Source organism: Tateyamaria rhodophyticola, assembly GCF_047777875.1.
GTDB lineage: Bacteria > Pseudomonadota > Alphaproteobacteria > Rhodobacterales > Rhodobacteraceae > Tateyamaria.
Genome location: NZ_CP180519.1, coordinates 2,892,243 through 2,915,914, shown reverse-complemented (window position 1 = coordinate 2,915,914; position 23,672 = coordinate 2,892,243). Strand labels below are relative to the sequence as shown.

Genomic DNA, 23,672 nt, shown 5'->3' with positions numbered 1-23,672 from the left:
GGGAACAATGCGGCACGCATCCCTAATTTTTACCTAACAAGCGCAATTGTAAGCACTTGGCGCTCAGAAATCTGTTGGCGCGCCACCTTCGGCTTTGCGACGGGCCACGAAATCCGCCAATTCATCGCGGATCGCGTCGTCCATGGGCGGCGCTTCGAACGCGCCTACGATCTCCTTGAACATGGTGTGCGCCCGCTCCGGCGTCCAAACCGATCCCGCTGCGGACCAGCCTTCGAAGTTCTTCCAATCGCTCAGAAACGGCTGGTAAAACGCGGTCGAATAGCGGTCCTGCGTGTGCTGGATACCAAAGAAATGGCCCTCGCTCCCCACCGATTTGATCGCATCAATTGCAATCGCGTCGGGGCTTGTGTCCACCACCACCGGGTCGAGATAGCGTTGAATATGCTGCAAAATCTCGCAATCCATGATGAACTTTTCGGGGCTCGCGATCAGCCCGCCCTCAAGCCATCCCGCCGCGTGATAGACCATGTTCGTGCCCGACTGCACCGCAGCCCACAGCGAATTGGACGTCTCCCACATCGCCTGCCCGTCCGGCACATTGGCCGCGCACACACCGGATGAGCGCACGGGCAGCCCGTAAAACCGCGCCAACTGCCCGGTGATTTGCGTGGCACGCATATATTCCGGCGTGCCGAACGCAGGCGCACCCGATTTCATGTCCACATTCGAGGTAAACGTGCCGATCACGCACGGCACACCCGGCGCCACGTATTGGAACAGGGCAATGGCACAGAGCGCCTCGGCAATGGACTGCGCCACAGCGCCCGCCATGGTCACGGGTGCCATGGCCCCGGCCAAGGTAAACGGTGTCACCACCACAGCCTGCCCGCGCCGGATCATCCGCAAACAGCCGTCGATCATCGGCTGGTCGTGTTTCAGCGGCGAGGTCGAATTGATGTTGGTGTACATGTGCGGGCGCGCTTCGAATTCTCCATGCGTCATGCCGCCCGCAATGCGCACCATCTCCATCACATCCTCGACCCGCTCCTTGCCCAGGGAATAGGCGTGCATGACCTTGTCCGTCAGCGTCAGCTTGTCATAGAGCACGTCGAGATGGCGCACGGAGGCGTGGATATCCACCGGCTCCACCGGATAGCCGCCCGCAAAGTGGATACAGTTGAAATATTGCGTCAGTTTCAGCAGGTTTGCGCACATGTCGCGCGTGCCGGGCACCTTGGTGCCGATCTCCATATCCCAGTAATTGGGCGGCGACGACACGTTGCCAAAGTTGATGTGACCGTCGCCAATGGTGATCTCGCGCGCCGGATTGCGCGGGGTCAGCGTGAAGGAGGACGGCGCCTTGGCCACCATCTCCATCACGAAATCGCGTCCCATGCGGACGTTGGCGCCGTTGATCGTACAGCCCGCCTCGCGCAGGATTTCGAGCGCTTCTTCGTTCAGGAATTCGATCCCGATCTCTTCGAGGATGCGCATCGCGCCATCGTGGATGGCGGCCACGCCTTCGGCGCTGACCGGCTCGACCGGCGGGTCGGTCATGCGCGGCGGGCTCCAAGGCATCTGTTCGATCACGGCGTGGCCGCGACGTGCCGCGGCCCCTGCACGGCCGCCGCCCCGGCTGCGGCGCTTGGTACGTGTATCGGTCATGCTGTCCTCCGTCGCATCGCGTGACAGGCCCAACCTGTGCCAAGCGTGGCACCGCTCACCTGTCCGTTTGCGACGGCTTTGGTCGTTTTCTCGGGCTAATGCGTCGCCAGCGCGTCGAGCCAAGCAGGGAGCGCTCCGATATCCGGCAGGACGGCCACCGCATGGGGCGCCAATGTCTCGGCCGATGCCATCCCCGTCAAAACCGCCACGGACCGCATCCCGGCGGCCTTGCCGGCAAGCAGGTCGTGCAGGCTGTCTCCGACCATCACCACTTCGGACGGATCCAGCCCCTGTTCCGCACAGAACGCCAGCAACTGCCCCGGTGCGGGTTTGCCGCCATGTCCGCTGTCAAATCCGGCGACGAAATCAAAAAGGGCGCTGACCCCGGCGCTTTCCAGATGCGCCTGTGCCGGTCTTTCGGAATCGTTCGTCGCCACGCCAAGCCGCAGGCCCCGTCCCCGCAACCCGTTGAGGAAGGGCACCAGAGGTACGGCTTCGGCCTGCGGTGCGCGGGCGGCTTCGGTGTTGAGCAGATCCAGCAGGGCCGCGTGGTCCAATTCCGGAAATTCCGGCGCCAGCGCGTCGGCGATCTCCTGCATGGTGCCCGCAATGGCCACGCTGTCCGGGGCAAAGCGCGCCGCGGCAAGATCAAAGCGCAAGGCGCGGCCTGCACGGGCCGCGCGATCCTCGTCCCCACGAGCTGCCCGGCGCAGGAACGCCGCCGCCCAGGCCTCCCACGTGGTGCGGAAATCAAACAGCGTGCCATCCTTGTCAAAGATGACGCCGCGGACGGGTGCGCTCATGTCCAATGGACCGCCTCGCCGCCCGGCAACATCGCCCGCGCGGCCATCGGCTGATCATAGGCGATCCCGGCGTGATCACACATCGCCTGCACCCACGCATCATCCATCAGGATAAAGTCCAGTACCGCGCCCAGAAACGCAGGATCCCGCGCCCCGTTGCGCAGATCATCGGACGCCGCACCGGTGGAGCCCATGAACACTGTCAACACATCTTCCTGTGACGACAGCCAGGTGAGCGCTTTCAGGCCGACGACTTCGGCGGATTCTCGCGATAACGGCACAGCTTGTCTCCTCGGCAGCGTCCTTCGAAACGCTTTGTTAACTTAATCGGTCGAAGAGGGATAACACACAGTTTTTGAAAAATTGGAATGATCCATGCACGGTAAGGTCCTCGTCGTTGATCCCATCGCCACACATCGTATCGTGTTGCGGGTCAAATTGGCTGCCAGCCAGTACGAGGTTCTCCAAGCCACGAGTATCGCCGATGCGATGCAGCAGATGGGCAAGGCGCATCCTGATCTGATCCTGTGTTCCACCAGCCTTCCCGATGGCACCCCCACGCGGTTTCTGGCGCGCCTGCGCAAGGCGGGCCTGTTGGGCAAGGTTCCGGTGATCGCGCTTGGCACCGCGACGGGCAGCGATGAGCGGGTGCGCCTGCTGACCGCCGGGTATGATGATGTCCTGTCGCGGCCCGTGGACAACGCGTTGTTGCTGGCGCGCGCGCGCAGCCTCTTGCGCAGCTATGCGTCCGCAAGTGAATGGCAATTGCGCGAGGGCACGTCGCGCGCCCTTGGATTTGCCGAACACAGCGCCGCGTTTGGACCCGCGCCGCGTGTGCGCGTCGTCACCACGCGGCCCGCGCAGGCACAGGACTGGTGCACACAGATGACACCGCTCTTGCAGGGGCGCGTGTCACTGTGCCTGCCTGTGGAGGCGGTGAATGATGACGCCGACGGCGGCACGCCGGATGCCTTTGTGCTGGTCACGCGGCCCGGCGGGGATCACGAAACACTCGGTCTTCTGGCATCCCTGCGCAGCCACGCGGCCACCCGCCACAGCGTCATCATGATCGCCCAGACGGAAGAACCTGCGCCGCTGGCGGCGCAGATGCTGGACATGGGCGCCAATGACCTTGCTCCCTTTGGCGCAACCCTCGATGAAATCGCCATCCGGTTGCGGGCGCTGTTGTCGCGCAAGCTGATGACGGACGCGCTGCGCGCAACGGTGCGCAACGGGATCGAGGCATCGGTGATCGACCCGCTTACCGGGCTGAACAACCGCCGCTATGCCATGCCGCATGTCAAACGCATTGCAGAGCGGGCGCAGCGGACGGGCAAGCCCTTTGCCCTGATGATCGCCGATCTGGACCACTTCAAACAGGTCAACGACCGCTATGGCCACGCCGCGGGCGATGCTGTCCTGATCGACGTGGCCAAGCGGTTGCGCAGCAACCTGCGCGCCGTGGACCTCGTGGCGCGGATCGGTGGAGAGGAATTCCTGATGGTGCTGCCGGGTGTGGACCTTGAGAACGCGCAAAAGGCCGCAACGCGGCTCTGTCGCAAGGTCGGGGACGTGCCGGTGACCATCCCCGGACGGGACGATCCGATCACCGCCACCATCTCCATCGGCCTGATCGTCTATGACGGGGTGCGGCGGGGCGATCTGGCTGCGGGCGCACCGCTCACGGCAGAGACGCTGTTGGACCGCGCGGACCGGGCGCTTTATGACGCAAAGGCAGAGGGGCGCAACCGCGTCACGCTGAGCCAAAGCGCCGCCTGAACCTAGTCTTTGGGCTTTTTGGGACCGCCGCGCTTCGGTCCCTTTTTCAGCACCTCTTCGACCGCATCCGCATAGGCGGCCCGTTCGGTGGCGCTCATCTGGGCCAGACGGTCGAGCCATGCGGCTTGTGCGACGGCCTGCACCTGCGACACGCCCCTCGCCTGACGCGCCAGCACAGCCCGGACCGCATCCTGATCCAGCGGGTCACTGCGCAAGGCGGCCAGCATATCGTCGAATTGCGCCCGCCGCATACGGCGATCCGGCAGATCGGGGTTGCCGCGCACCGTGCCCAGCACCGCGCGCCGGTCGGCGCGCTCTAGCGCGATGATATAGGGCATCGCATAGCTGAGCCCGGGGCCATCGCCGCGCATCACACCCGGACCGCGCAGCAGGAACCCCGCCACCAACCCCGCAATGCACAGGTTGATGCCCAAAGACACGGCCAGCAACAGCTTGACCCAAAGCGGGCTGCGCGCCCGTGTACCGGTGTCCGACATCGTCACCCCTCCTCCAGATCCCAGCCATTGGCACTCAGCCCGAGGCTGTCATCGTAATAAATTCCATATGGATCAAGCCAGTAGGCGTCCAACACGGCCCCGTCCAGCGCCCCCAGCCCAACCGCAAAGCCGACGGCGGTTGCGGCAACCAGCCCACCCAGAGACCCCCAGCCACCAAGGCCCCGCAACAGGTGCTGCAGCACCGGTTCGCGCGCAGGAGCGCCACCGGATGCGGGCATCGCGGCTTCGGCATCGGCACGCACGCGCATCAAAAGATCATTGGACACCTCGGGTGCGGGCGTGTCCCCCACATCCTGCAACAGGGTGTCAATCCAGTCGTCCTTGCGATCCGTCATCTCTGCGTCATCCTTCATAGCCAAGGGCAGAGGCCTGCCCCTTGAGCGCTGCCGCCAGCGCGCGTTTGCCCCGCGCGGTCAGACTTTCCACCGCCTCGACGCTCACGCCAAGCCGTTCCGCGATTTCCGGGTTCGTGGCCCCCTCGAAATGGCGCAGCATCACCGCAAGGCGCTGGCGTTCCGGCAAATCCGCCAGCGCCCGCGCCAATGCGTCCTGGCGCGCCTGCGCCAGCATCCCTGCCTCGGCCCCCGGTGCAGGGTCCGCAGGCTCCGCCACTTCGTCCAGCGCAACAGGCCCCCTGGGCCTGCGCCGCAACCGATCCGTGCACAGGTTCGCCACCACCCGGTAAAGCCAAGTCGTCACCTTTGCCTCGCCCGTGCGCCAGTCGGGTGCTATCTTCCACAGGCGCATCATGGCCTCCTGTGCCACGTCCTCGGCCTCTGCCCGGTCGCCCAGCATGCGAAACGCCTGGCCAAAGGCACGCGGCGTGAGCCGTGTGGTCAGCGCCCGCGCCGCCGCCGCATCACCGCGCGCATAGCGCGCCAGCAAAGCAGCCTCGTCCGGGCCATCCGTCTCTTGTGCATCCAGCGGCATATTCATCGTCACGGATCAGCTAACGCGCCCCCGCCCTGCTTCACAAGGGCGAGGGCGCGCGGGCGTCACTCGCCGCCGGTGTCTTTGCCGCGGTGTTTGCGCATCTTGTCGCGCGCCGCGTCAAATTCAGCCTGCGTGATCGTCCCGCTGTCGTCGCTGTCGATCCGGTCAAACATCCGTCCGGCATTGCGACGCTCCGTGAGTTCCTCGGACGACAGTTGCCCGTCGCCATTGCTGTCCATGCGCTCGATCATGCGCGCGGCGCGCTTTTGGGCCCGTTCGGACCCCTGCGCTTCCAACTCGGCCTGGCTCAGAAGCCCGTCACCATTGGTATCGGCCTCCTGGAACCGCGCGGCCCCCCGCGCCTGCAGCTCTTCGCGGGTCAGCTCACCATTGCCATCCGTATCGAGCGTGGCAAAATCCGGCCCTTGCCCGCGCGCCATCGCGCCAAATGTGGTGGCCCCGGTGGCGGCAAGCGCCACAGCAAGAATAAAGGCAGTCCGTTTCATCGTGTGATACTCCGTTTTTGTCGCGGCACCTGCTCTGTTCTGCGCCGCATGACCATCAAACGGCCCCCCGCGCCTTTTCCGTCGAAAAAACTTTTGCGCCCCGTTTTGCGCGACATCGGGACGCAAGGACAGTTTGCGCCATTCCGCTTTGCGCACGCAGCGCCCATGTTGAGGCGACTGAATGATCAGGCGCCAACATGCGACACGAAAACATCACACAGCGCGACACTGACCCCGTCGAGGCAGAGGCCCGGCCCCGCTGGCCTGCCCTGCGGCGCGGCTGGCGCGGCAAATGCCCCCGCTGCGGACAGGGGCGCCTGCTCAAGGGATATCTCAAGATTGCGAGCGGCTGCCCGGTCTGCAAGCTCGACTATTCGCACCACCGGGCCGATGACGGGCCCGCCTATTTGACCATTTTGCTGGTGGGTCACCTGATGGCGCCGCTTTTGCATGTGGTGTTTGTGACATGGCGGCCCGAGCCCTTGGTGCTGTTCACCATATTTGCGGTTGGCTGCGTGGGCCTGTCGCTTTACCTTTTGCCCAGACTGAAGGGCGGGATCGTCGGGTTCCAATGGGCCCGCGGCATGGGGGGCTTTGGCCCGCACGGCTGACGGACGCGGGGCAAAGGCATGACAATCGACAAAACCCAAGTACGCGATGCCGCGACCGTCATTGTCACACGGGACGAGGACACGAACCCGCGCATCCTGATGGGACAGCGCGGGGCCAAGGCAGCGTTCATGCCAAACAAATTCGTCTTTCCCGGTGGCGCTGTGGATGCGGGCGACGGCGACATACCCTTGGGCACAGCGCTGTCGGGCACCTGTATGGCGCGCCTCGATGAAGACAGCGCGGCAGGGCGCGGACCCGCCCTCGCCGCCGCCGCCATTCGCGAGCTTTACGAAGAGACCGGGCAAATCCTCGGCGTGCCCGGCACATGGGCCGATGCGCCTGCGGACTGGCAGGGTTTTGCCGCCTCCGGTCACGTCCCACACGCCGCCGCCTTGCGCTTTGCCTTTCGCGCGCTGACCCCACCGGGCCGTCCGCGCCGCTTTGACGCGCGGTTCTTTGTGGTGCAGGCCGCCGCATTGGCCAGCGATCCCGACGATTTCTCCGCCGCCTCGGATGAGCTGTCGCACCTCCAATGGGTGCCGCTGGCAGAGGCGCGCCAGTTCGACATGCCGTTCATCACCGAAGTTGTGCTGAGCGAGGTGCAGTCGCAACTGATGGGCGCCCCCGCGCCCACATCGGTGCCGTTTTTCAAGAACGATGACGAAGAAAGCCTGTTTCTGCGCCTGCGCGGCCATCCGATGACGGACTAGATCACCAGCACCAGCGACAGGATGGAGGCCAGCAGGATCGCCATGCCCGCCCATTCCCGCGCGCTCACCGCCTCGCGAAAGATCAAAACCGACACAAGCGCGCTAAAGATCAATTCCGCCTGCCCCACCGCGTTCACATAAGCCGCGTTCTGCAACGTGAACGCCGTGAACCAGCAGAACGACCCCGCCATCGACATGAGCCCAACCCAGAGGGCCACGCGCCGCGCGTCCCAGACCGCACGCACCTGCCCCGGCTCGCGCCAGCGCAGCCACAGGATCATCGCCACCGTCTGCATCGCCGTCACCGCGGCCAATGTCACACCCGCCCGTGCAAACGGGTCCGCCATCTCAAGGCTCAGTGACGCGCCGCGATAGCTGACGCCTGAAATGGCAAACAGGAGACCGGAGGCAAGGCCCAGCCCCGCCGCCCGGTTGACCATGTCGCGCCACCCGAACCGCGCGATCTCCGGCGGCGCGGACAGCAGCAGGACGCCGATCAACCCAAGTGCAATCGCGGCAAAGCCCCACCCCGACACCGTATCGCCAAGGACAACCCAACCGACCAGAACGGCCTGCATCACTTCGGTTTTCTTGAACGTGATGCCGACGGCGAAATTGCGCGCCTTGAACAGCATCACAACCGCCACCGTCGCGAGGATTTGCGCCAGCCCGCCCGCCGCACCATAAAGCCAGAACCGCGCCGGAATGTCCGGCAGCGCCTGCGCGGTGAGCGTCAGATATGCCGTGATCCCCACGGCCACCAGCGGTGCGGAGTAGAGGAACCGCGCCAGCGTCGCGCCCGCCGCACTCAGCGTGCCCAGCGACAGCTGCCGTTGCAGCATGAAGCGCGCCGTTTGAAACAGCGCCGCCGCCAGCGTGATCGGGATCCAGAGGGTCATGCCCCTCTATCGGCTATCGCCCGTCCGAGGACCAGAGCGGATGCGCGACCGGGTCCTTGGCCCGGACCGCATAGCGGGCAAACACCTCTGCATATGAGCCATAGCGGTAGCCTTCGTTGCAGCCCAGATAGCGCGCCTTGTGCGCCCGGTAGAGTGCCGGCAGCTGGTACCACGGCACCCGTGGATGCATGTGGTGCACAACGTGGAAGTTGTTGTTCAGAAACAAAAATGCCAGCGGGCCGCGGTCCTCGACAATGACGGTACGGCCCCGCGCCCGTTCATGTGCCTGATGCTCCAGAAACGTGCGGATCTTGAGGATCGACACCGCCAGATAGCAGCACAATGCAAAGTGCCAGAGCGCCATGGGCGACGCGTGTACGATGCCCAGCACCAGGGCCACCCCCGGCACATGCGCGGCCCAGCCCAGCATCACCTGCCGGTCGCCTGCGCGCATCGCGCGCCAATCTCCGGCCATGAATGTCATCTGCGCCACCACCGGCCCCACGGCCATGCGCCCCAGCAGCGTGTTGTTCCACGCCATGACCCGCCGGTGCCAGGGCCGCATCGCGTCCCACACCACCGGGTCGAGATAGTTGGTTTCCGGGTCGTCATAGGGATCGGTCAGGTTTGCATCCTGATGGTGCGCCAGATGGGTGTCGCGGAACCGGATATACGGGATCAGCAGGCCGGGGTTCACGATCACCAGCGCCTCGTTCACACCGCGCGACGGGAACGGATGGCCATGCAGCACCTCGTGGCTCAGCGACGCATGCAGAACCAGCGCCAGCACCACCACACATGTCGCCGCAACCGGCATCGCCGCAAGCGCCCAGAGACCGACCACCAACGCGCCGAAACACAGGAGAAACAGGCCAACCGTCCACCATTCGATACTGTATGGCAGGGATTTGGGCAAATGGCGGGTCTTTGCGCGGGGCGGCATCCGGGTCTTTCTCATCAAGGGTGTGAACACGCTGACCCTAGCCAGACGACGCCTGAGCTCGCAGATGGAATCTCGTTAACAAATACGGCAATCGGTGATATTTATCACCGTATGAGTGATATTCTCGACAAACGTACCCGCGCCGACCGCTTTCGCACCCGCCTCGCCCGCGCCATGGCCGATCAATCCGTCAGCCAGAGCGCGCTGGCGCGCCGCATCGGCACCGACCGTTCCACGCTCAGCCAAGCGCTGAGCGATCAGGGCGCGCGCCTGCCCGGCGCGCATGTGGTGGGGGCCTGTGCGCAGGCGCTTGGCGTCTCTGCCGATTGGCTCATGGGCCTGTCCGACCGTCCCGAAAGCGCCTCGGCCCTCACCGCCGCCGCCATGACCCTGACCGAGGCGCCCCGCGCGCTGATCGACGAACGGATCTTTGCTTGGCACCGCGAGGCTGCGGGCTACAAGATCCGACACGTCCCCGCAGGCCTGCCCGACATGCTCAAGACCGAAGACATGCTCGCCTGGGAATACGGGCCTCATCTGGGCCGGACCGCGACGCAAGCCATCAACGCCTCGCGCGACCGGCTCAACTGGATGCGCGCGTCGCTGTCGGACTACGAAATCGCCATGCCGATCTACGAAGTCGACAGCTTTGCACGCGGCACCGGCTATTACGGCGACCTGCCGCGCGACATACGCACCGCGCAGCTGGAACACCTGCAAACCCTGACAGATCAACTCTATCCCCGCCTGCGCCTCACACTGTTTGATGCGCGGCGGCTCTACTCTGCGCCGGTGACAGTGTTCGGGCCGCTGCTTGCCGTGCTCTATTCGGGCGGCCACTACCTCGCGTTCCGGGACCGCGAACGCATCGAAACGTTGACCACGCATTTCGACCGGCTGGTGCGCGAGGCATCCTATACCGCGCGCGACATGTCTGACCATTTCGCCAGCCTGCGCAGCCTGATCCGCTAGGGATAAGGCCCATCAAACCGCCAGAACCGCAGAGAGGGTTTGGCGCCAACGGCGGGACGGGCTTCCACCTCGACGGTAGCTCAGGCTATTGAAATATAACCACTTTCCCGCGCACCTGCACCCACCCAATCCAAAAACCCACCCCACCAGCGCTGCCCGATCCTAGGGTCGCTGCCCCACCGCACGGCCTGCGCCTTCGGGCCACGGCAACGCGGCATGGGCCGACGCCACCCGCGCCAACGTCTCCATGATCGCCTGCGACGGCGCGCTCGGCCTGCGTGTCTCAAGGCTCACATGCAGCAGGAAATGCTCCGCCGTGGCCAGCAACCGGTCGCCCGCGCGCATCTCGTGCCACAGGTGCATCTTCTTGCCCGCACCCTCCAGAACCTGTGTCCGGATTTCGATCCGTGTCCCCGCATGCGCCTCATCGAGGTGCCGCAAATGCGTCTCGGCAGTGAAATAACTGCCGCCCGTCGCGATATACGCCGCATCGCACCCAATCAGCGCCATGAACCGGTCCGTCGCATCACCAAACGCCTGCAAATAGCGCGCTTCGTTCATGTGCCCGTTGTAGTCGGTCCAATCGAGCGGCACGGTCCGCGCGCCGGTCAGAACGGGACGCGACACGTCCCCGAGCGTCTCAAGATCCGAGCCCGCCGCCAATTGCGCATCATGCGCGTTCAGCACGGCCCCTGCCCCAAAATCATTCGCCTTCAGCGCGCGCATCAACCCCACAAGGTTGTCGTCGCGCGCCTGCAGCATCTCGGGGATGGTCATATGGCCCGACTGTGCGTCCGACTGACCGGCGATCAGGTCCACAAGGTCGTCCGTGAACTCCGGCACATCCATCAGCTTGGTCCACGGCCACTGCAACGCGGGCCCGAACTGCGCCATGAAATGGCGCATGCCCGCGGCACCCCCGGCGGTCCGGTACGTGTCAAACAGACCCATCTGCGCCCAGCGAATGCCAAAGCCCATGCGGATCGCCTCGTCGATCTCTTCGGTGGTGGCGACCCCGTCCTTGACCAGCCACAGCGCCTCGCGCCACACCGCCTCGAGGAACCGGTCCGCGATATGCGCGTCGATTTCCTTGCGCACATGCAACGGGAACATGCCCAGCTCCGTCAGTGTCGCCTTGGCCTGCGTCACAAGGCCCGCGTCCGTGCCGGGCGACGGCACGACCTCGACCAGCGGCATCAGGTACACCGGGTTGAACGGGTGGCAGACCATGATCTGCCCGGGCCGCGCCGCACCTTGCTGCAACTCGCTCGGCTTGAACCCGGATGTCGACGACCCGATGACCGCATCCCTTGGACAGGCCGCCTGCACCTCGGCCAGTACACTGTGTTTGATCTCCAGCCGCTCCGGAACGCTCTCCTGCACCCATGCCGCACCCGTCACCGCCTCGGCCAGGTCGCTGTGAAAGCTCAGCCGCCCCTCAGGCGGCAGCGCCACATCCGTCAGCCCCGGCAAGGCGCGCCGCGCCTGATCCAGAACGGGCCCGAGTGTCGCCTGCGCATCGGGGCTCGGGTCAAACACCCGTACGTCCCACCCGTTCAGAAGGAACCGCGCGGCCCAGCCGCCCCCGATCACCCCGCCTCCAATGATTGCCGCCACTCGTGTCATCGCACCTCTCCCCGTTCCTCAGACTGTTCCACCCGGCAGGACCAACCGCCGAGGCACCGCCGCACTGCCGACATGAACCAGCGCCGTCCCCCTCGTTTCATCCGCACGGATCGCCGTCGCGATCACCGCCGCATGCCACCTCGGCCAGTCCCTCAACAGGACCTCCGCAAACGCCACGACAGCCCCCGGAATCAACAACGGGGTCACCCTGGCCTCATCTGCATGTCGCGCAAATCGAAACCGGAAAATTCCAGCACCTGACGCGCGGCCCTGATCCGGTCCGCCCCGCCCTGCGGCGCGCGGTCCAGCACCCAGGCAAAGCGGCCCTCCGCATCGCCCACCGCCGCCGTGCGAAACCCCTCATCGACCCAGACGACCACGGGCCGGCGCACCGGTCCGCCCGCGGGGTCCGCAACGACGTCCGCCCCCGGCTGATCGCCGCGCGCAGGCCACGTGGTGCGCAGGCTCTGGCACGCTCCCTGCGCGTCGCAGGCGCGCATGACAAAGGCCCAGGCCGGCCCCTCCGGCACCCGCTCCACGGTGACCAGATCCGCGTCCCGCGGATAGGCCCCGCGCACATGCCACAGCCCGGCAAACCGCGCGTCGTCATACCGGCTTGTGACGCCAATCGGCGCGGTTGGGTTGCGAACGGGGATCGTGACGTCGCCAGACACCGGTGCGTCGGCACCACATCCTGCAAGGATCAGAACCGCGCAGATGCCAAACCGGTGCACAGCCTGTGCACATTCTGTGTACGCGCGGTGCATGGCCGAAATCACGCTTTGAGGGCCCTCTTCACCAGCCCCAGTTTCTCACGCACCTCCGCCGGTCCAATGACCCGCGCGCCCATATTCTCGATGATGGTGACCGCCCGCTCAACCAGTTGCCAGTTCTCGGCCAGCACACCTTTTTCCAGCCACAGATTGTCCTCCAGCCCGACGCGCACATTGCCCCCCGCAAGCACGGAGGCCGCAACATAGGCCATCTGATTGCGCCCCAGTCCAAAGGCGGAAAAGGTCCAGTCGTCGGGGACGTTGTTCACCATGGCCATGAACGTATTGAGGTCATCCGGCGCCCCCCACGGCACGCCCATACACAGCTGTACCAGCGCGGGGGTGTCCAGAATGCCGTCCTTAACCAGTTGTTTTGCATACCAAAGATGGCCGGTGTCAAAGGCCTCTATTTCCGGCTTTACGCCCAGCGCGGTCATCATCCCGCCCATGGCCTGCAACATGCCCGGCGTGTTGGTCATCACATAATCGGCCTCGGCGAAATTCATCGTGCCGCAATCAAGCGTGCAGATCTCGGGCAGGCACGCGGCAATATGCGCAACACGCTCGGACGCGCCCACCATGTCCGTCCCCGCAACCAGCGGCAGCGGCGTCTCCGCCCCGCCAAACACCATGTCCCCGCCCATACCCGCGGTCAGGTTCAGCACCACATCCACCGCGGCATCCCGAATACGGTCCGTCACGTCCCGGTAAAGACCCAGATCCCGGCTCGGCGCTCCGGTGTCTGGATCCCGCACATGGCAATGCACCACCGCCGCCCCGGCCTTGGCTGCCGCAATCGCACTGTCTGCAATCTGCGCCGGCGACCGCGGCACATGCGGGCTACGATCCTGTGTGCCACCCGATCCCGTCACGGCACAGGTGATGAAAACCTCACGGTTCATGGTCAGCGGCATGGTCTTCTCCCTCTATCTGCCAAACGCATCGCAAATCGCACCCGCGCCAGCCCGCCAGAAAACGAAACGGCATGACGCAAACGCGCCCTCCCCTTCATCTCGCCAGGAAAACTCCCCCCGGAGGGTCGGGCCACCATACACACCGACGTCCGCATGACGGGGTCGGCCAACCCTCACGCTCCCTTCCCCCGAGGGGAAGGACAGGATGGGGGCCACCGGCCAGATCGCGCGCCGCGCCAGCGGCTCAATAGGGCATCGGGTGCGCGCGGTGGGCCGCGTCGATCTCGGCCATCACCGCGTCGCTCAACGTCACCTCCGCCGCGGCCAGCGCCAGCTCCAGCTGCGCCATATCCGTCGCACCAAAGATGACAGAACACATGAACGGACGGGTCAGACACCATGCCAACGCCATCTGCGACGGGTCCAGACCGTGGCGCCCCGCGATGTCAAGATACGCATCCACCGCGTCAAACACCCGGTCGGACTTCCGCCCGCCCATCTCCGGGCTCAGCGACATGCGCGAGCCATCGGGCACCGCACCCTCCTGATACTTGCCCGTCAGAAACCCCGCAGCCAAAGGCGAAAAGGACAAAAGCCCCACATCCTCCAGCACGCTGACCTCCGCCATGTCCGTATCGTAGAGACGGCAGAGCAGCGAATATTCGTTCTGCACCGAGGCGACGCGCGGCCCGCCCGTGCGTTCGGCCGCCGCCAACCACTGCGCCGTCCCCCACGCGCTCTCGTTCGACAGGCCAAAGGCCCGGATCGTGCCCCGTTCCACCTCACGCTGCAATGCGCCAAGGCAGTCTTCCATATTCTGGATCACCGCCGCCCGATCATTGCCCGACGGATCATAGGTCCAGTTCTGGCGGAACATGTAGCTGCCCCGATTGGGCCAGTGGAACTGATAGAGGTCGATATAGTCGGTCTTCAGCCGCCGCAGCGAGCCTTCGATGGCGATGGGGATCGTCTCCGCGGTGATGGGCGCGCCATCGCGCACATGCGCCAGCCCCGCGCCCGAATGTTTCGTAGCCAGCACCACGTTGTCACGCCGCCCGACCCGCTCGAACCACAGCCCGATGATCCGCTCTGTCCGGCCGATGGTCTCGGCACTGACGGGGTTCACGGGATACATTTCTGCCGTGTCGACGAAATCCACACCCGCATCCAGCGCCCGTTCGATCTGTGCATGCCCCTCTTCGGCCGTGTTCTGCGTGCCCCAGGTCATGGAGCCGAGGCACAAGGCGGACACCTCGATCCCGGTCCGCCCAAGCTGACGTCGCTGCATGATGGTTCCCTTTCCTCTGGCCGTTCCGCGGACCCTAGCAAGGCATGCGTGACCTGCAAGGGAATGCCCCCATTTTTTCACATATCGCCCATTGAGAACAAAATAAGAACACGCTACGTTTACCCCATGTCCATCCCTGCTGCCCTTCAAACCGCGCGCACCGCACCGGCCACCGCCTGTCTGCCGCTCCTGCCGGAGGCGGAGCGGCACGGGGCGGGCCACGGGCTGGCCCGCGGGCGGGTGCATGAGCTGTGCGGGCCTGCGCGGCATCGCATGGCCCTCTGGATCGCGGCACAGACGCGCGGGCCGATCCTCTGGATTGCCCCGGAGTGGAGCAGCGACCGGCTGAACCCTTGCGGGATCATGCCTTTTGTCGATCCCGCGCGGCTGCTCTTTGTGCACCCCAAACGGGCCGAAGACGTGCTGTGGAGCATGGAAGAAACGCTGCGCTCGGGCGCGGTGGGGCTGGCGGTGGCGGATCTGCCCGGCCTGCCCGCGCTGACACCCGTCCGGCGCATGCACCTCGCCGCCGAGGCCGGTGGCAAGGCTGGCGGTCCCGCCCCGCTGGGTCTGCTGCTCACCCCCGGCATGGGCGGCGCGCAGGGCGTGGAAAGCCGTTGGCACCTTGCCCCGGATCACCGCACCCGCCCCGGCGCCTGGCAAATGACGCGCCTGCGCGCGCGCATGGCCCCCGAACAGCGCTGGCAGGTGGCGCGCGTTCCGGGTCAGCCGTTGCCGCGCATCATCGGATCGCTTGCGCTCGCATGACATCACCCTTTGGTGTGGACCGACTAAATCCGGCGTTGCCGTGTTACCTCTTTACACACGCGACACCAAAAGGATCTCGCCATGCACCGCCGCCACGTCCTCGCCCTTGGCCTTGCCGCTCTGGCCCAACCGACACTCGCCGCCCCCACGCCCTATCGCCTTGGCCCGGGCGGGGCGACCATCACGTACCTGTTCACGCTGAACGGCGGACAGGTCAAAGGCACGGTGCCCGTGGGACGGGCCGCCCTGTCGATTGACCCCACAAACCTCGCCGCCTCGACCGCAGATGTCACCGCCGACATCCGCCGGGCACGCACCGGCCTGATCTTTGCCACCGAAGCGCTCAAGTCCAAGTCCGTCCTCGATGCCCAAGGGTTCCCGCAGGCCCGCTTTACCTCCACCCGCGTGACGTTGGGGCCCGGTGGGCGGCTGTCGGACGGGGCCACCATTGATGGCAACCTCACCTTGCGCGGCGTCACACGGCCGGTCCGGTTTGCCGCCGACCTCTTTCGCAAACGCGGCAGCGACGCGGGCGACCTCAGCGCGCTCGACGTGCGGATGCGCGGACGGATCAACCGCAGCGATTTCGGCGCAACCGGATATGCGGACATCGTGGAAAACAGCGTCGGCATCGACATTCAGGCCGACATAATCGTCGCCTGATCCCCGCACAGGTTCCAAAAACGACGCGGACCCGTCGACTATCCACTAGGCACCCCAGCACAAAAGGCGCAGTGTCGCGCGTACCATGCGCCTGCTGATCTCCTTTGCCGCCCTGTTTTTGTCCGTCGTCCTGATGCAGCTCAGTTCGGGCGCGCTCGGTCCGCTCGATGCGCTCTCGGGCCTCGCGCTCGACTTTTCGCGGCAGGAAATCGGCATCCTCGGCTCGGCGCATTTCCTGGGCTTTTTCATCGGATGCTGGTGGGCCCCGCGCCTGATGGGCAGCGTCGGACATTCGCGCGCCTTCGCCGCCTTCACCGCCGCAGGTGCCATTGGCCTTCTGGCGCATATGCTGATCGTCGATGCCTATGCTTGGGCGGTGATGCGGGTGGCGTCCGGGTTGTGCGTTGCCGGGTGCTACACCGTGATCGAGGCGTGGTTGCAGGCCAAGGTCACCAATGAGACACGCGGGCGCACCATGGGGGTCTACCGCGTTGTGGACATGGGCGCGTCCCTCGTGGCACAGCTTTTTATCGGCGTGCTCGAACCGGCCAGTTATGTCAGCTACAACCTGCTGGCCATCATCTGCTGCGCCGCCCTTCTGCCCCTGACCCTCACCACCGTGCGCCAGCCCGAAACGCCAAGCGCGCCACGCCTGCGCCCGCGCCTCGCGGCAACACGCTCGCCTCTCGCGGCGGCAGGTGTGGTGGTCGCAGCACTCTCCTCCGCCTCCTTTCGCATGGTCGGTCCGGTCTATGGTCAGGAGGTCGGTCTGAGCACCGGCCAGATTGCCTGGTTCATGGCCGCATTCGTGTTCGGCGGCGCCATTGCGCAGTATCCTGTCGGGTGGCTCGCGGACAAGATCGACCGCCGCTGGGTGCTGATCTGGCTGTCGGCTGCCGCCATGCTCAGCTGCGCCGTAACCGTCGGCGCGGCGGGCCTCGGCACAACCGGGATCATGATCTCGGCCGGGTTCTTTGGCCTGACGACCTTTCCGATTTACTCTGTCGCGGCGGCCCACGCCCATGACTTTGCCGACAGTTCGGAACGCGTCGAACTGTCGGCGGCACTCATGTTCTACTTTGCGCTCGGTGCCATCGCTGCCCCCTTTACGGCCTCGGCACTGATCGATGCCTACGGGCCGCCTGCGCTTTTCGCGATGATCGCCGTGGGCCATGGGGGACTGATCCTGTTTGGTCTTGCCCGCATGCGCGCCCGCGCCACACCGGACAAGCGCACACGCTATGTCTATGCGCCGCGCACGTCGTTCCTGATCGGCCGTCTGACCGGTCGCACCCGCGAGCGTGACTGAGGGACCTTTCCCCGCACCGCGCACGCTGCTAGATGAACCCAAATCCGAACGGGACCACACCATGCAGCGCCACCTGATCACCTCCGCCATTCCCTATATCAATGGCATCAAACATCTCGGCAATCTCGTGGGCAGTCAGCTGCCTGCCGATCTCTATGCCCGCTTTCAACGGGCCCGTGGCAATGAGGTTTTGTTCCTGTGTGCGACCGACGAACACGGCACGCCTGCGGAACTGGCTGCGGCAAAGGCGGGCAAACCGGTCGCGGAGTATTGCGCCGAAATGCATGCGGTGCAGGCCGACCTGGCCCGTGGCTTTCGGTTGTCCTTTGACCATTTTGGCCGCTCGTCTTCGCCACAGAACCATGCGCTGACGCAGCATTTTGCCGGGCGTTTGGCAGAGGCCGACCTGATCCGCGAAGTGTCGGAACGTCAGGTCTATTCCCATGCCGACGGGCGGTTCCTGCCAGACCGCTACATCGAGGGGACGTGCCCAAACTGCGGCTATGACCGTGCACGTGGCGATCAGTGCGAAAACTGCACCAAGCAGCTGGATCCGACCGACCTGATCGACCCGCGGTCTGCCATTTCAGGTTCCACCGACCTTGAGGTGCGCGAAACCAAGCACCTGTACCTTCGCCAATCCGCGCTCAAGGATGACCTCGACGCCTGGATCGACACCAAAACGGACTGGCCGGTGCTGACCACATCCATTGCCAAGAAATGGCTGCATGACGGTGACGGGTTGCAGGATCGCGGCATCACACGCGATCTGGATTGGGGCATCCCCGTACGGCGCGGTGACGCCGATTGGCCGGGGATGGAAGGCAAGGTTTTCTATGTCTGGTTCGACGCCCCCATCGAATACATCGCCTGCGCGGGCGAATGGGCGGACGCGCAGGGCGGCGCCGATTGGGAGCGCTGGTGGCGGACGGACAAGGGGGCGGATGATGTCCGCTATACCCAGTTCATGGGCAAGGACAACGTGCCCTTCCACACGCTGAGCTTTCCAGCCACCATTCTCGGCTCGGGGGAGCCGTGGAAGATGGTCGACCATTTGAAGTCCTTCAACTATCTCAACTACGACGGTGGCCAGTTCTCGACGAGCCAGGGGCGCGGCGTGTTCATGGACCAGGCGCTTGAGCTTTTGCCTGCGGATTATTGGCGTTGGTGGCTTCTGTCGAACTGCCCCGAAACCTCCGACAGCGAGTTCACTTGGACGCTTTTTCAGCAGGGCGTGAACAAGGATCTCGCCGACGTTCTGGGCAATTTCGTGAGCCGTGTGACCAAGTTCTGCCGTTCGAAATTCGGGGAAACGGTTCCGAGCGGCGGGGAATTTGGTGCCGCTGAAACCGCTCTGATCGCCGAACTCGACACCCGTATCGCCGCCTACACGAAACACATGGACAACATGGATGTGCGGAAATCAGCGCAGGAATTGCGTGCCATCTGGGTGGCGGGGAACGAATACCTGCAAACTGCGGCACCCTGGTCCACGATCAAGGAGAACGAAGCGCAGGCCGCAATGCAGATCCGCGTGGGCCTCAACCTGATCGCGCTCTACGCAACGCTTTCAGCGCCGTTCCTGCCCGACACGGCCGAGACCTTGCGCGAAACGCTCAACATCTCGGAGACGTCTTGGCCCGAAAACGCATCCGACGCATTGCAGAGCTTGGACGCCGGTCACGCGTTTGCCGTGCCCGACAATCTGTTTGATAAGATCACGGACGAGGCGCGCGCCGCTTGGGAAGTTCAATTCGCAGGCTCGCGTTGACTTTGGGCCTCCGGCGGAGTGGCAGGTGAAGTGTTCCACATCCGGGCAAATGTGGCAGCACCGAAAGCCTGTGGCCGCTCAGCTGTTCGCCTTGTTACACGCTGAGCCAGCGGATCAGCGCCACACCCGAGACTAAGCCCTGTGTCGGCGGCCAGCCATCGCACAATGTACCTCCGCGCGACGTGACCGTGTCGCATGATGGCCTGAGTAGACGCCTACGGAGTGCTTGCCGGTGTAGGTCAGTCTTCAGAACTCTTCCCAGCCGGTTGTATCGGGCTCAAACTCTTCTTCGAGCTTGAGTGCCGCGGTACCCACGACAGATTGCGCAACCGCAGCATGCGATCTGGTTTCTGCCGCCGATGGCTGCGCAGCGCTTGCGCCATGGCCAAGGTCGAACCGTTCAACCGCGGCATTCAGCGCGTCTGCTTCTGACATCAGCGCGTGGCTGGCCGCTGTGGTCTCCTCGAACATCGCGGCATTTTGCTGTGTGACGTGGTCCAACTCGTTCATGGCCACGTTGATTTCATTCAAACCGGATGACTGCTGACGCGCGGATGTCGCAATCTCCGCGACCCGAGACGAAATGTCGGAAACGGAATGCACGATCGAAGCCAACGCTGAGCCTGTGCGATCAACAAGTTCAACGCCCTGTTGCACTTGTTCAGACGAGGTTGAAATCAGCGTGTTGATCTCTCGGGCAGCTTCGGATGACCGTTGTGCCAGCGCTCGTACTTCCGTTGCGACAACCGCAAATCCGCGCCCCGCCTCCCCTGCGCGCGCCGCCTCCACGCCCGCATTCAACGCCAAGAGATTTGTCTGGAATGCGATATCGTCAATCACGGATGTGATCTTGGAAATCTCGTGGGACGAGGTTTTGATGCCGTCCATGGCCATAACCGCTTCGCGCGCGACCTCTCCGCCTTCTTCGGCGTTGAGCTGTGCATCTGCAGACATCTGGCTCGCCGCATCCGCACCTTCTGCCGCCGAACGCACCGAAGTGGTCAACTCGTCAAGCGCTGCCGCAGTTTCCTCCAGGGTTGCTGCCTGTTTTTCGGTCCGACGTGACAGGTCGTCAGCGGCGCTCGTGATCTCGCTTGTTTCATTCCGGATCGAGCCCACGTTTTGCATCACTGCGGCCACCGCGTCCTTGAGGCCGGAAATCGCGGAATTGAAGTCTTGCCGCAATGCTTCGTAGTCGCTGGGGAACGGATCACAGATTTCGACGGTCAAATCACCAGACGACAGCTGCTGCAATCCCGAACCAAGCGCATCCACCACCCGTTTCTGATCCGCCGCAGTCTGCGCCTGCAGCTCGCTTGCAGCTTGCATGCGCGCCTCTACCTCGGTGACGTCGGACGCCATCAGAATGATGCGTTCAATTTGCCCGTCTGCGGATTTCACAAAAATGAAATTCCCTTCGACGACGAGTGTCGTTCCATCTGCTGCATTAAGATCAAACTTGCCGTGCAGTGCCTCGCCTGCGCGCACTTGCGTCGCGATGTCTGCGGCAGCGCGTGCGGATGACTGTTCCGATGCAAGCACTTGCAAGATCGACCCTTTTTGTGCCTGTGCACCGAGTTTCACGTTTGCGACGTCATTCATCTCCGACACGTTGCCTGCGGCGTCAAACTCCACCCGCATTTGCGTTGCATCCATGCCATCCAGCAATGCCGCATTGCGTTGCGAGATCGTCCGGTCGCTCCACTCGACCACTGCACCAATGACACGTCCCTTGGCATCACAGGCCTGGTTGAGCTTGATCCGGATGTACCGATCGCCAAGCTGGGCCGTGATGGAGCAGGCGGTCGTCAGGTCGGCTGCGCAGGTCGCGGTCCCCACCGCACGGGCGACGTCGCGCTGTTGTGCCAGCTGCGCACCGACAAATGTGTCCGCGGGCAATCCAGGCCAGCTTTCCTGAACATGAGGCAAAATTTCCGTGAGCAGTGCCTCACACGCAGGGTTCACATATTTCACCGCAAAAGTCTCATCGACCACCATCATCGGTGCAGACGATCCTTCGAACGCGGCACTCTTGAACGCATTCTCCCGCTGCGCCTGTTTTGCCTTGGACAAAGCGCCGCGAAAATCCTCCAGCTGGACGGCCATCTGACCAACTTCGTCAGAGCGTTTTACATAAGGGATATCAACGTCATAGTTTTTCCCCGACACCTCCCGCATCGCGTCCCCAAGCGCGCCCAGCGGGCGCGACATCGCATACCACAAAAACAAGGACATCAGCGCCAGTGCGACAGACATCATGACAAGTCCCATGACCAGCTGTTCTGTCTTGCCGACCATCAGGGACGCCGCTTTGACATCGCTTGTCCACACAGTGGCCACAACACCCGCCACCGCGTTGCCTTCACCAAAGACGGCTGGCGACGCCACGATCAACCCGTCATCCGACAACGCACGTGCTCCGGTCGCAAACACCTCTTCCGCAAGAGCATCCAGCCTGTCCTGATACATTTCCACGCCATCTGACTGGAACAGAACCACGCCGCCTTCATTGACGACCCAGGCGCCAATCACATCTTCCCCAGCCGTGCCCTTGGTGCCGCCGGTGATGTCCGCAATGGCCCGTTCATTGCCGAACTTGATGGATCCCCCCATCTGCAGCGCCAGCAGGTCCGTCACATCGACCGCCCGATCCGACACCGATTGCCGCACCAGTTCACGGCTGAACCTCAGGTCCATCACCATGATCGACGCAACAACCACAATCGATGTCAACGCAGCAATCAGCGTTGTCTTCACAAGCAGACTGTTCGATTTCCTGGCAAGACGGCGAATGCCGGAGACTACGTTCATGATAACACCCTTGTTGACATACCGGACGCCAGCCGGTTCCGGCCACAGCGACAGTCCCGGTGATAGAAAACGTGTGTTACTTCGTGATTAATCGCGCCCCTGTTTTTCCGCAGACCCGTCGGAAGAACATGGAGGAAGCGCTGGTACGGGCGGTGGGACTCGAACCCACACGGGCATATGCCCTTCGGATTTTAAGTCCGATATGTCTACCATTCCATCACGCCCGCGCCGCCCCGCTATGTAAGGCAATGGGCGCGCGCGTAACAAGGTCTGTTTGCTAAAGCTCTTCGCCCACGGGGCCAAGCGGTGCGCCATCTGCCAGCAACGCACGCTCGGACAGCCACGGGTTATTGTCGATGGCGGCCAGCATCTGTGTGCGCGCAGCCGTGATTTTTCCCTGATTCATCAGGGTCAAAGCCCGCCCGGATTGCGCACCCACATGATCCGGAGACAGCGTCAGCGCGCGGTCCAGATCAATCAGCGCATCACTGTAGTTCGATGACAGAAAATGCACGAACGCGCGCTGATTGTACCCTTCGGCATAGTCCGGGCAATACGCGATCAAAGTGTCGAAACTCTCCAGCGCACCGACGAAATCAAAGCTCGCCCGCTGCGCCATTCCGCGATCCAGAATTTCCTGTGCCGCGTCATCCGGTGCATCAAGCCACAGTTCCCACATCTTGCCCGACACGGCCTGTCCCGACGCGGGATCGGAGGCGGTGCGTGCCTCTTCGAAAAGTGCGGACAATTCGACCGAAATGTCGCGCGCCTGTGGGCAGGTCTCGGCCCAGACGGGCCCGGCGACAAGCGCGAGGATGATGGCAATACGCATGACGGCAACTGTGATGCGCGCTTGGCTCAGGTCAAGGGTTTGCCACCGATATCGGGCAACATGACCTCTTTGACGGCCTCCATCGCGACAAAGGTCGAGGTCGCAGCGACATGTGGCAGGTTCGAAATCACCTCACCCAGCACGTGCCGGTAATCGGTCATGTCACGCGTGCGCACCTTGAGGAGATAGTCGAAATTGCCAGCGATCATATGGGCTTGCTCGATCTGCGGGACGGTGCGGACGGCGGCGTTGAACGCGGACAGCGCGGCCTCGCGCGTCTCGGACAACCGCACCTCCACAAAGGCCACGTGATCCAGTCCAAGACAGATCGGGTCCAAAAGCGCGCGGTAACCCCGGATCACGCCCTGCTTTTCCAGACGGCGCAGCCGGGCCTGGGTCGGGGATTTCGACAGACCGATCCGGGCGGCGAGATCCGTGATGCTGATCCGCGCATCCTGCGCCAGGGCAACCAGAATCGCGTTGTCCAGACGGTCCAATGCAACCTTTTCCTTTTCGCTTCCCTCACGGGAAAATTTACCCTTTTGATCTGCCATTTGCTCTCACTTCAGTGAAATTTGCCATGTTCACTCTGATATATTGGTCAAAGTGAATTTGG

Annotated in this window: 24 protein-coding genes and 1 tRNA gene; 8 read left to right on the top strand and 17 right to left on the bottom strand. The window is 64.0% G+C overall.

The features are described from left to right. Positions 1-63: 63 nt before the first annotated feature. The 3 genes from ACERHN_RS15875 to ACERHN_RS15865 form a co-directional block, all read right to left on the bottom strand. Positions 64-1,626, bottom strand: a complete 1,563-nt coding sequence (locus ACERHN_RS15875) for a trimethylamine methyltransferase family protein (RefSeq protein WP_415919992.1) — start codon at positions 1,624-1,626, stop codon at positions 64-66. Positions 1,627-1,721: 95 nt separating this feature from the next. Continuing rightward, complete coding sequence (locus ACERHN_RS15870) at positions 1,722-2,429, bottom strand: HAD family hydrolase (RefSeq protein ID WP_415919991.1); 708 nt, start codon at positions 2,427-2,429, stop codon at positions 1,722-1,724. Beyond that, the gene (locus ACERHN_RS15865) at positions 2,426-2,710 is read right to left on the bottom strand and encodes a DUF3572 domain-containing protein (protein ID WP_415919990.1); all 285 of its coding nucleotides are present in this window, start codon (positions 2,708-2,710) and stop codon (positions 2,426-2,428) included. Before ACERHN_RS15865 ends, ACERHN_RS15870 begins: the two co-directional genes overlap by 4 nt. 94 nt (positions 2,711-2,804) lie before the next feature. Here ACERHN_RS15865 and ACERHN_RS15860 point away from each other — a divergent pair, with 94 nt between their 5' ends. Continuing rightward, positions 2,805-4,208 (top strand): diguanylate cyclase domain-containing protein, encoded by a 1,404-nt coding sequence (locus tag ACERHN_RS15860; RefSeq protein ID WP_415919989.1) that lies wholly within the window; start codon positions 2,805-2,807, stop codon positions 4,206-4,208. Between the two features lie 2 nt (positions 4,209-4,210). Here ACERHN_RS15860 and ACERHN_RS15855 read toward each other — a convergent pair whose 3' ends face one another. Genes ACERHN_RS15855 through ACERHN_RS15840 form a run of 4 tightly spaced genes read right to left on the bottom strand, consistent with a single transcriptional unit; the run spans position 4,211 to position 6,165 of the window. Further along, positions 4,211-4,705, bottom strand: a complete 495-nt coding sequence (locus ACERHN_RS15855; RefSeq protein WP_415919988.1) for a periplasmic heavy metal sensor — start codon at positions 4,703-4,705, stop codon at positions 4,211-4,213. A 2-nt stretch (positions 4,706-4,707) separates the two neighbouring features. After that, the gene (locus tag ACERHN_RS15850; RefSeq protein WP_415919987.1) at positions 4,708-5,079 is read right to left on the bottom strand and encodes a hypothetical protein; all 372 of its coding nucleotides are present in this window, start codon (positions 5,077-5,079) and stop codon (positions 4,708-4,710) included. Continuing rightward, positions 5,069-5,662: an RNA polymerase sigma factor gene (locus ACERHN_RS15845; protein ID WP_415919986.1), complete on the bottom strand. Its 594-nt coding sequence runs from the start codon at positions 5,660-5,662 to the stop codon at positions 5,069-5,071. Before ACERHN_RS15845 ends, ACERHN_RS15850 begins: the two co-directional genes overlap by 11 nt. 59 nt (positions 5,663-5,721) lie before the next feature. Beyond that, entirely contained in the window at positions 5,722-6,165 is a 444-nt protein-coding gene (locus ACERHN_RS15840; RefSeq protein ID WP_415919985.1) for an EF-hand domain-containing protein, read from the bottom strand. A gap of 197 nt (positions 6,166-6,362) precedes the next feature. On the opposite strand from ACERHN_RS15840, the gene ACERHN_RS15835 reads away from it, so the two are divergent. Then, positions 6,363-6,776: a DUF983 domain-containing protein gene (locus tag ACERHN_RS15835; RefSeq protein ID WP_415919984.1), complete on the top strand. Its 414-nt coding sequence runs from the start codon at positions 6,363-6,365 to the stop codon at positions 6,774-6,776. Positions 6,777-6,794: 18 nt separating this feature from the next. Further along, positions 6,795-7,487, top strand: a complete 693-nt coding sequence (locus tag ACERHN_RS15830; RefSeq protein WP_415919983.1) for an NUDIX hydrolase — start codon at positions 6,795-6,797, stop codon at positions 7,485-7,487. On the opposite strand, the gene ACERHN_RS15825 is transcribed toward ACERHN_RS15830, so the two are convergent. Next, positions 7,484-8,386, bottom strand: coding sequence for an EamA family transporter (locus tag ACERHN_RS15825; RefSeq protein ID WP_415919982.1), 903 nt, complete (start codon positions 8,384-8,386; stop codon positions 7,484-7,486). The genes ACERHN_RS15830 and ACERHN_RS15825 overlap by 4 nt on opposite strands. A gap of 13 nt (positions 8,387-8,399) precedes the next feature. After that, the gene (locus ACERHN_RS15820; RefSeq protein WP_415919981.1) at positions 8,400-9,329 is read right to left on the bottom strand and encodes a fatty acid desaturase; all 930 of its coding nucleotides are present in this window, start codon (positions 9,327-9,329) and stop codon (positions 8,400-8,402) included. 111 nt (positions 9,330-9,440) lie between these two features. Between ACERHN_RS15820 and ACERHN_RS15815 the strand changes: the two genes are divergently transcribed. After that, a complete protein-coding gene (locus ACERHN_RS15815; RefSeq protein WP_415919980.1) occupies positions 9,441-10,301 on the top strand; it encodes a helix-turn-helix domain-containing protein in 861 nt (286 codons plus the stop codon). A gap of 162 nt (positions 10,302-10,463) precedes the next feature. On the opposite strand, the gene ACERHN_RS15810 is transcribed toward ACERHN_RS15815, so the two are convergent. The 4 genes from ACERHN_RS15810 to ACERHN_RS15795 all read right to left on the bottom strand — a co-directional run bounded on the left by ACERHN_RS15810 (position 10,464) and on the right by ACERHN_RS15795 (position 14,902). Further along, a complete protein-coding gene (locus ACERHN_RS15810) occupies positions 10,464-11,927 on the bottom strand; it encodes a carnitine 3-dehydrogenase (protein WP_415919979.1) in 1,464 nt (487 codons plus the stop codon). Positions 11,928-12,130: 203 nt separating this feature from the next. Then, positions 12,131-12,694: a lipocalin gene (locus ACERHN_RS15805; RefSeq protein WP_415919978.1), complete on the bottom strand. Its 564-nt coding sequence runs from the start codon at positions 12,692-12,694 to the stop codon at positions 12,131-12,133. Between the two features lie 8 nt (positions 12,695-12,702). Continuing rightward, complete coding sequence (locus ACERHN_RS15800) at positions 12,703-13,614, bottom strand: 3-keto-5-aminohexanoate cleavage protein (RefSeq protein ID WP_415919977.1); 912 nt, start codon at positions 13,612-13,614, stop codon at positions 12,703-12,705. 244 nt (positions 13,615-13,858) lie between these two features. Continuing rightward, positions 13,859-14,902, bottom strand: coding sequence for an aldo/keto reductase (locus tag ACERHN_RS15795; RefSeq protein ID WP_415919976.1), 1,044 nt, complete (start codon positions 14,900-14,902; stop codon positions 13,859-13,861). A 126-nt stretch (positions 14,903-15,028) separates the two neighbouring features. Between ACERHN_RS15795 and ACERHN_RS15790 the strand changes: the two genes are divergently transcribed. From ACERHN_RS15790 to metG, 4 genes are all read left to right on the top strand, one after another. Then, positions 15,029-15,670, top strand: a complete 642-nt coding sequence (locus tag ACERHN_RS15790; protein WP_415919975.1) for an ImuA family protein — start codon at positions 15,029-15,031, stop codon at positions 15,668-15,670. Positions 15,671-15,751: 81 nt separating this feature from the next. Then, on the top strand, positions 15,752-16,333 hold the full coding sequence (locus ACERHN_RS15785) for a YceI family protein (RefSeq protein ID WP_415919974.1): 582 nt from the start codon (positions 15,752-15,754) through the stop codon (positions 16,331-16,333). 85 nt (positions 16,334-16,418) lie between these two features. Continuing rightward, complete coding sequence (locus tag ACERHN_RS15780; RefSeq protein ID WP_415919973.1) at positions 16,419-17,642, top strand: MFS transporter; 1,224 nt, start codon at positions 16,419-16,421, stop codon at positions 17,640-17,642. 61 nt (positions 17,643-17,703) lie between these two features. Continuing rightward, on the top strand, positions 17,704-19,413 hold the full coding sequence (metG, locus tag ACERHN_RS15775; RefSeq protein WP_415919972.1) for a methionine--tRNA ligase: 1,710 nt from the start codon (positions 17,704-17,706) through the stop codon (positions 19,411-19,413). Positions 19,414-19,659: 246 nt separating this feature from the next. Here metG and ACERHN_RS15770 read toward each other — a convergent pair whose 3' ends face one another. The 4 genes from ACERHN_RS15770 to ACERHN_RS15755 form a co-directional block, all read right to left on the bottom strand. Continuing rightward, a complete protein-coding gene (locus ACERHN_RS15770) occupies positions 19,660-22,224 on the bottom strand; it encodes a methyl-accepting chemotaxis protein (protein ID WP_415919971.1) in 2,565 nt (854 codons plus the stop codon). Between the two features lie 141 nt (positions 22,225-22,365). Beyond that, positions 22,366-22,451: transfer RNA gene (locus ACERHN_RS15765), tRNA-Leu, on the bottom strand. Between the two features lie 50 nt (positions 22,452-22,501). Then, entirely contained in the window at positions 22,502-23,056 is a 555-nt protein-coding gene (locus ACERHN_RS15760; RefSeq protein WP_415919970.1) for a tetratricopeptide repeat protein, read from the bottom strand. Between the two features lie 26 nt (positions 23,057-23,082). Then, the gene (locus tag ACERHN_RS15755) at positions 23,083-23,610 is read right to left on the bottom strand and encodes an Lrp/AsnC family transcriptional regulator (protein ID WP_415919969.1); all 528 of its coding nucleotides are present in this window, start codon (positions 23,608-23,610) and stop codon (positions 23,083-23,085) included. Between the last annotated feature and the right edge of the window lie 62 nt (positions 23,611-23,672).

What these genes read in the sequence shown, in the direction of transcription:
- ACERHN_RS15875 (WP_415919992.1), bottom strand. Translation starts at nt 1,626, where the DNA reads ATGACCGATACACGTACCAAGCGCCGCAGCCGGGGCGGCGGCCGTGCA.
- ACERHN_RS15870 (WP_415919991.1), bottom strand. Translation starts at nt 2,429, where the DNA reads ATGAGCGCACCCGTCCGCGGCGTCATCTTTGACAAGGATGGCACGCTG.
- ACERHN_RS15860 (WP_415919989.1), top strand. Translation starts at nt 2,805, where the DNA reads ATGCACGGTAAGGTCCTCGTCGTTGATCCCATCGCCACACATCGTATC.
- ACERHN_RS15855 (WP_415919988.1), bottom strand. Translation starts at nt 4,705, where the DNA reads ATGTCGGACACCGGTACACGGGCGCGCAGCCCGCTTTGGGTCAAGCTG.
- ACERHN_RS15850 (WP_415919987.1), bottom strand. Translation starts at nt 5,079, where the DNA reads ATGAAGGATGACGCAGAGATGACGGATCGCAAGGACGACTGGATTGAC.
- ACERHN_RS15845 (WP_415919986.1), bottom strand. Translation starts at nt 5,662, where the DNA reads ATGAATATGCCGCTGGATGCACAAGAGACGGATGGCCCGGACGAGGCT.
- ACERHN_RS15840 (WP_415919985.1), bottom strand. Translation starts at nt 6,165, where the DNA reads ATGAAACGGACTGCCTTTATTCTTGCTGTGGCGCTTGCCGCCACCGGG.
- ACERHN_RS15835 (WP_415919984.1), top strand. Translation starts at nt 6,363, where the DNA reads ATGCGACACGAAAACATCACACAGCGCGACACTGACCCCGTCGAGGCA.
- ACERHN_RS15830 (WP_415919983.1), top strand. Translation starts at nt 6,795, where the DNA reads ATGACAATCGACAAAACCCAAGTACGCGATGCCGCGACCGTCATTGTC.
- ACERHN_RS15825 (WP_415919982.1), bottom strand. Translation starts at nt 8,386, where the DNA reads ATGACCCTCTGGATCCCGATCACGCTGGCGGCGGCGCTGTTTCAAACG.
- ACERHN_RS15820 (WP_415919981.1), bottom strand. Translation starts at nt 9,329, where the DNA reads ATGCCGCCCCGCGCAAAGACCCGCCATTTGCCCAAATCCCTGCCATAC.
- ACERHN_RS15815 (WP_415919980.1), top strand. Translation starts at nt 9,441, where the DNA reads ATGAGTGATATTCTCGACAAACGTACCCGCGCCGACCGCTTTCGCACC.
- ACERHN_RS15810 (WP_415919979.1), bottom strand. Translation starts at nt 11,927, where the DNA reads ATGACACGAGTGGCGGCAATCATTGGAGGCGGGGTGATCGGGGGCGGC.
- ACERHN_RS15805 (WP_415919978.1), bottom strand. Translation starts at nt 12,694, where the DNA reads ATGCACCGCGCGTACACAGAATGTGCACAGGCTGTGCACCGGTTTGGC.
- ACERHN_RS15800 (WP_415919977.1), bottom strand. Translation starts at nt 13,614, where the DNA reads ATGCCGCTGACCATGAACCGTGAGGTTTTCATCACCTGTGCCGTGACG.
- ACERHN_RS15795 (WP_415919976.1), bottom strand. Translation starts at nt 14,902, where the DNA reads ATGCAGCGACGTCAGCTTGGGCGGACCGGGATCGAGGTGTCCGCCTTG.
- ACERHN_RS15790 (WP_415919975.1), top strand. Translation starts at nt 15,029, where the DNA reads ATGTCCATCCCTGCTGCCCTTCAAACCGCGCGCACCGCACCGGCCACC.
- ACERHN_RS15785 (WP_415919974.1), top strand. Translation starts at nt 15,752, where the DNA reads ATGCACCGCCGCCACGTCCTCGCCCTTGGCCTTGCCGCTCTGGCCCAA.
- ACERHN_RS15780 (WP_415919973.1), top strand. Translation starts at nt 16,419, where the DNA reads ATGCGCCTGCTGATCTCCTTTGCCGCCCTGTTTTTGTCCGTCGTCCTG.
- metG (WP_415919972.1), top strand. Translation starts at nt 17,704, where the DNA reads ATGCAGCGCCACCTGATCACCTCCGCCATTCCCTATATCAATGGCATC.
- ACERHN_RS15770 (WP_415919971.1), bottom strand. Translation starts at nt 22,224, where the DNA reads ATGAACGTAGTCTCCGGCATTCGCCGTCTTGCCAGGAAATCGAACAGT.
- ACERHN_RS15760 (WP_415919970.1), bottom strand. Translation starts at nt 23,056, where the DNA reads ATGCGTATTGCCATCATCCTCGCGCTTGTCGCCGGGCCCGTCTGGGCC.
- ACERHN_RS15755 (WP_415919969.1), bottom strand. Translation starts at nt 23,610, where the DNA reads ATGGCAGATCAAAAGGGTAAATTTTCCCGTGAGGGAAGCGAAAAGGAA.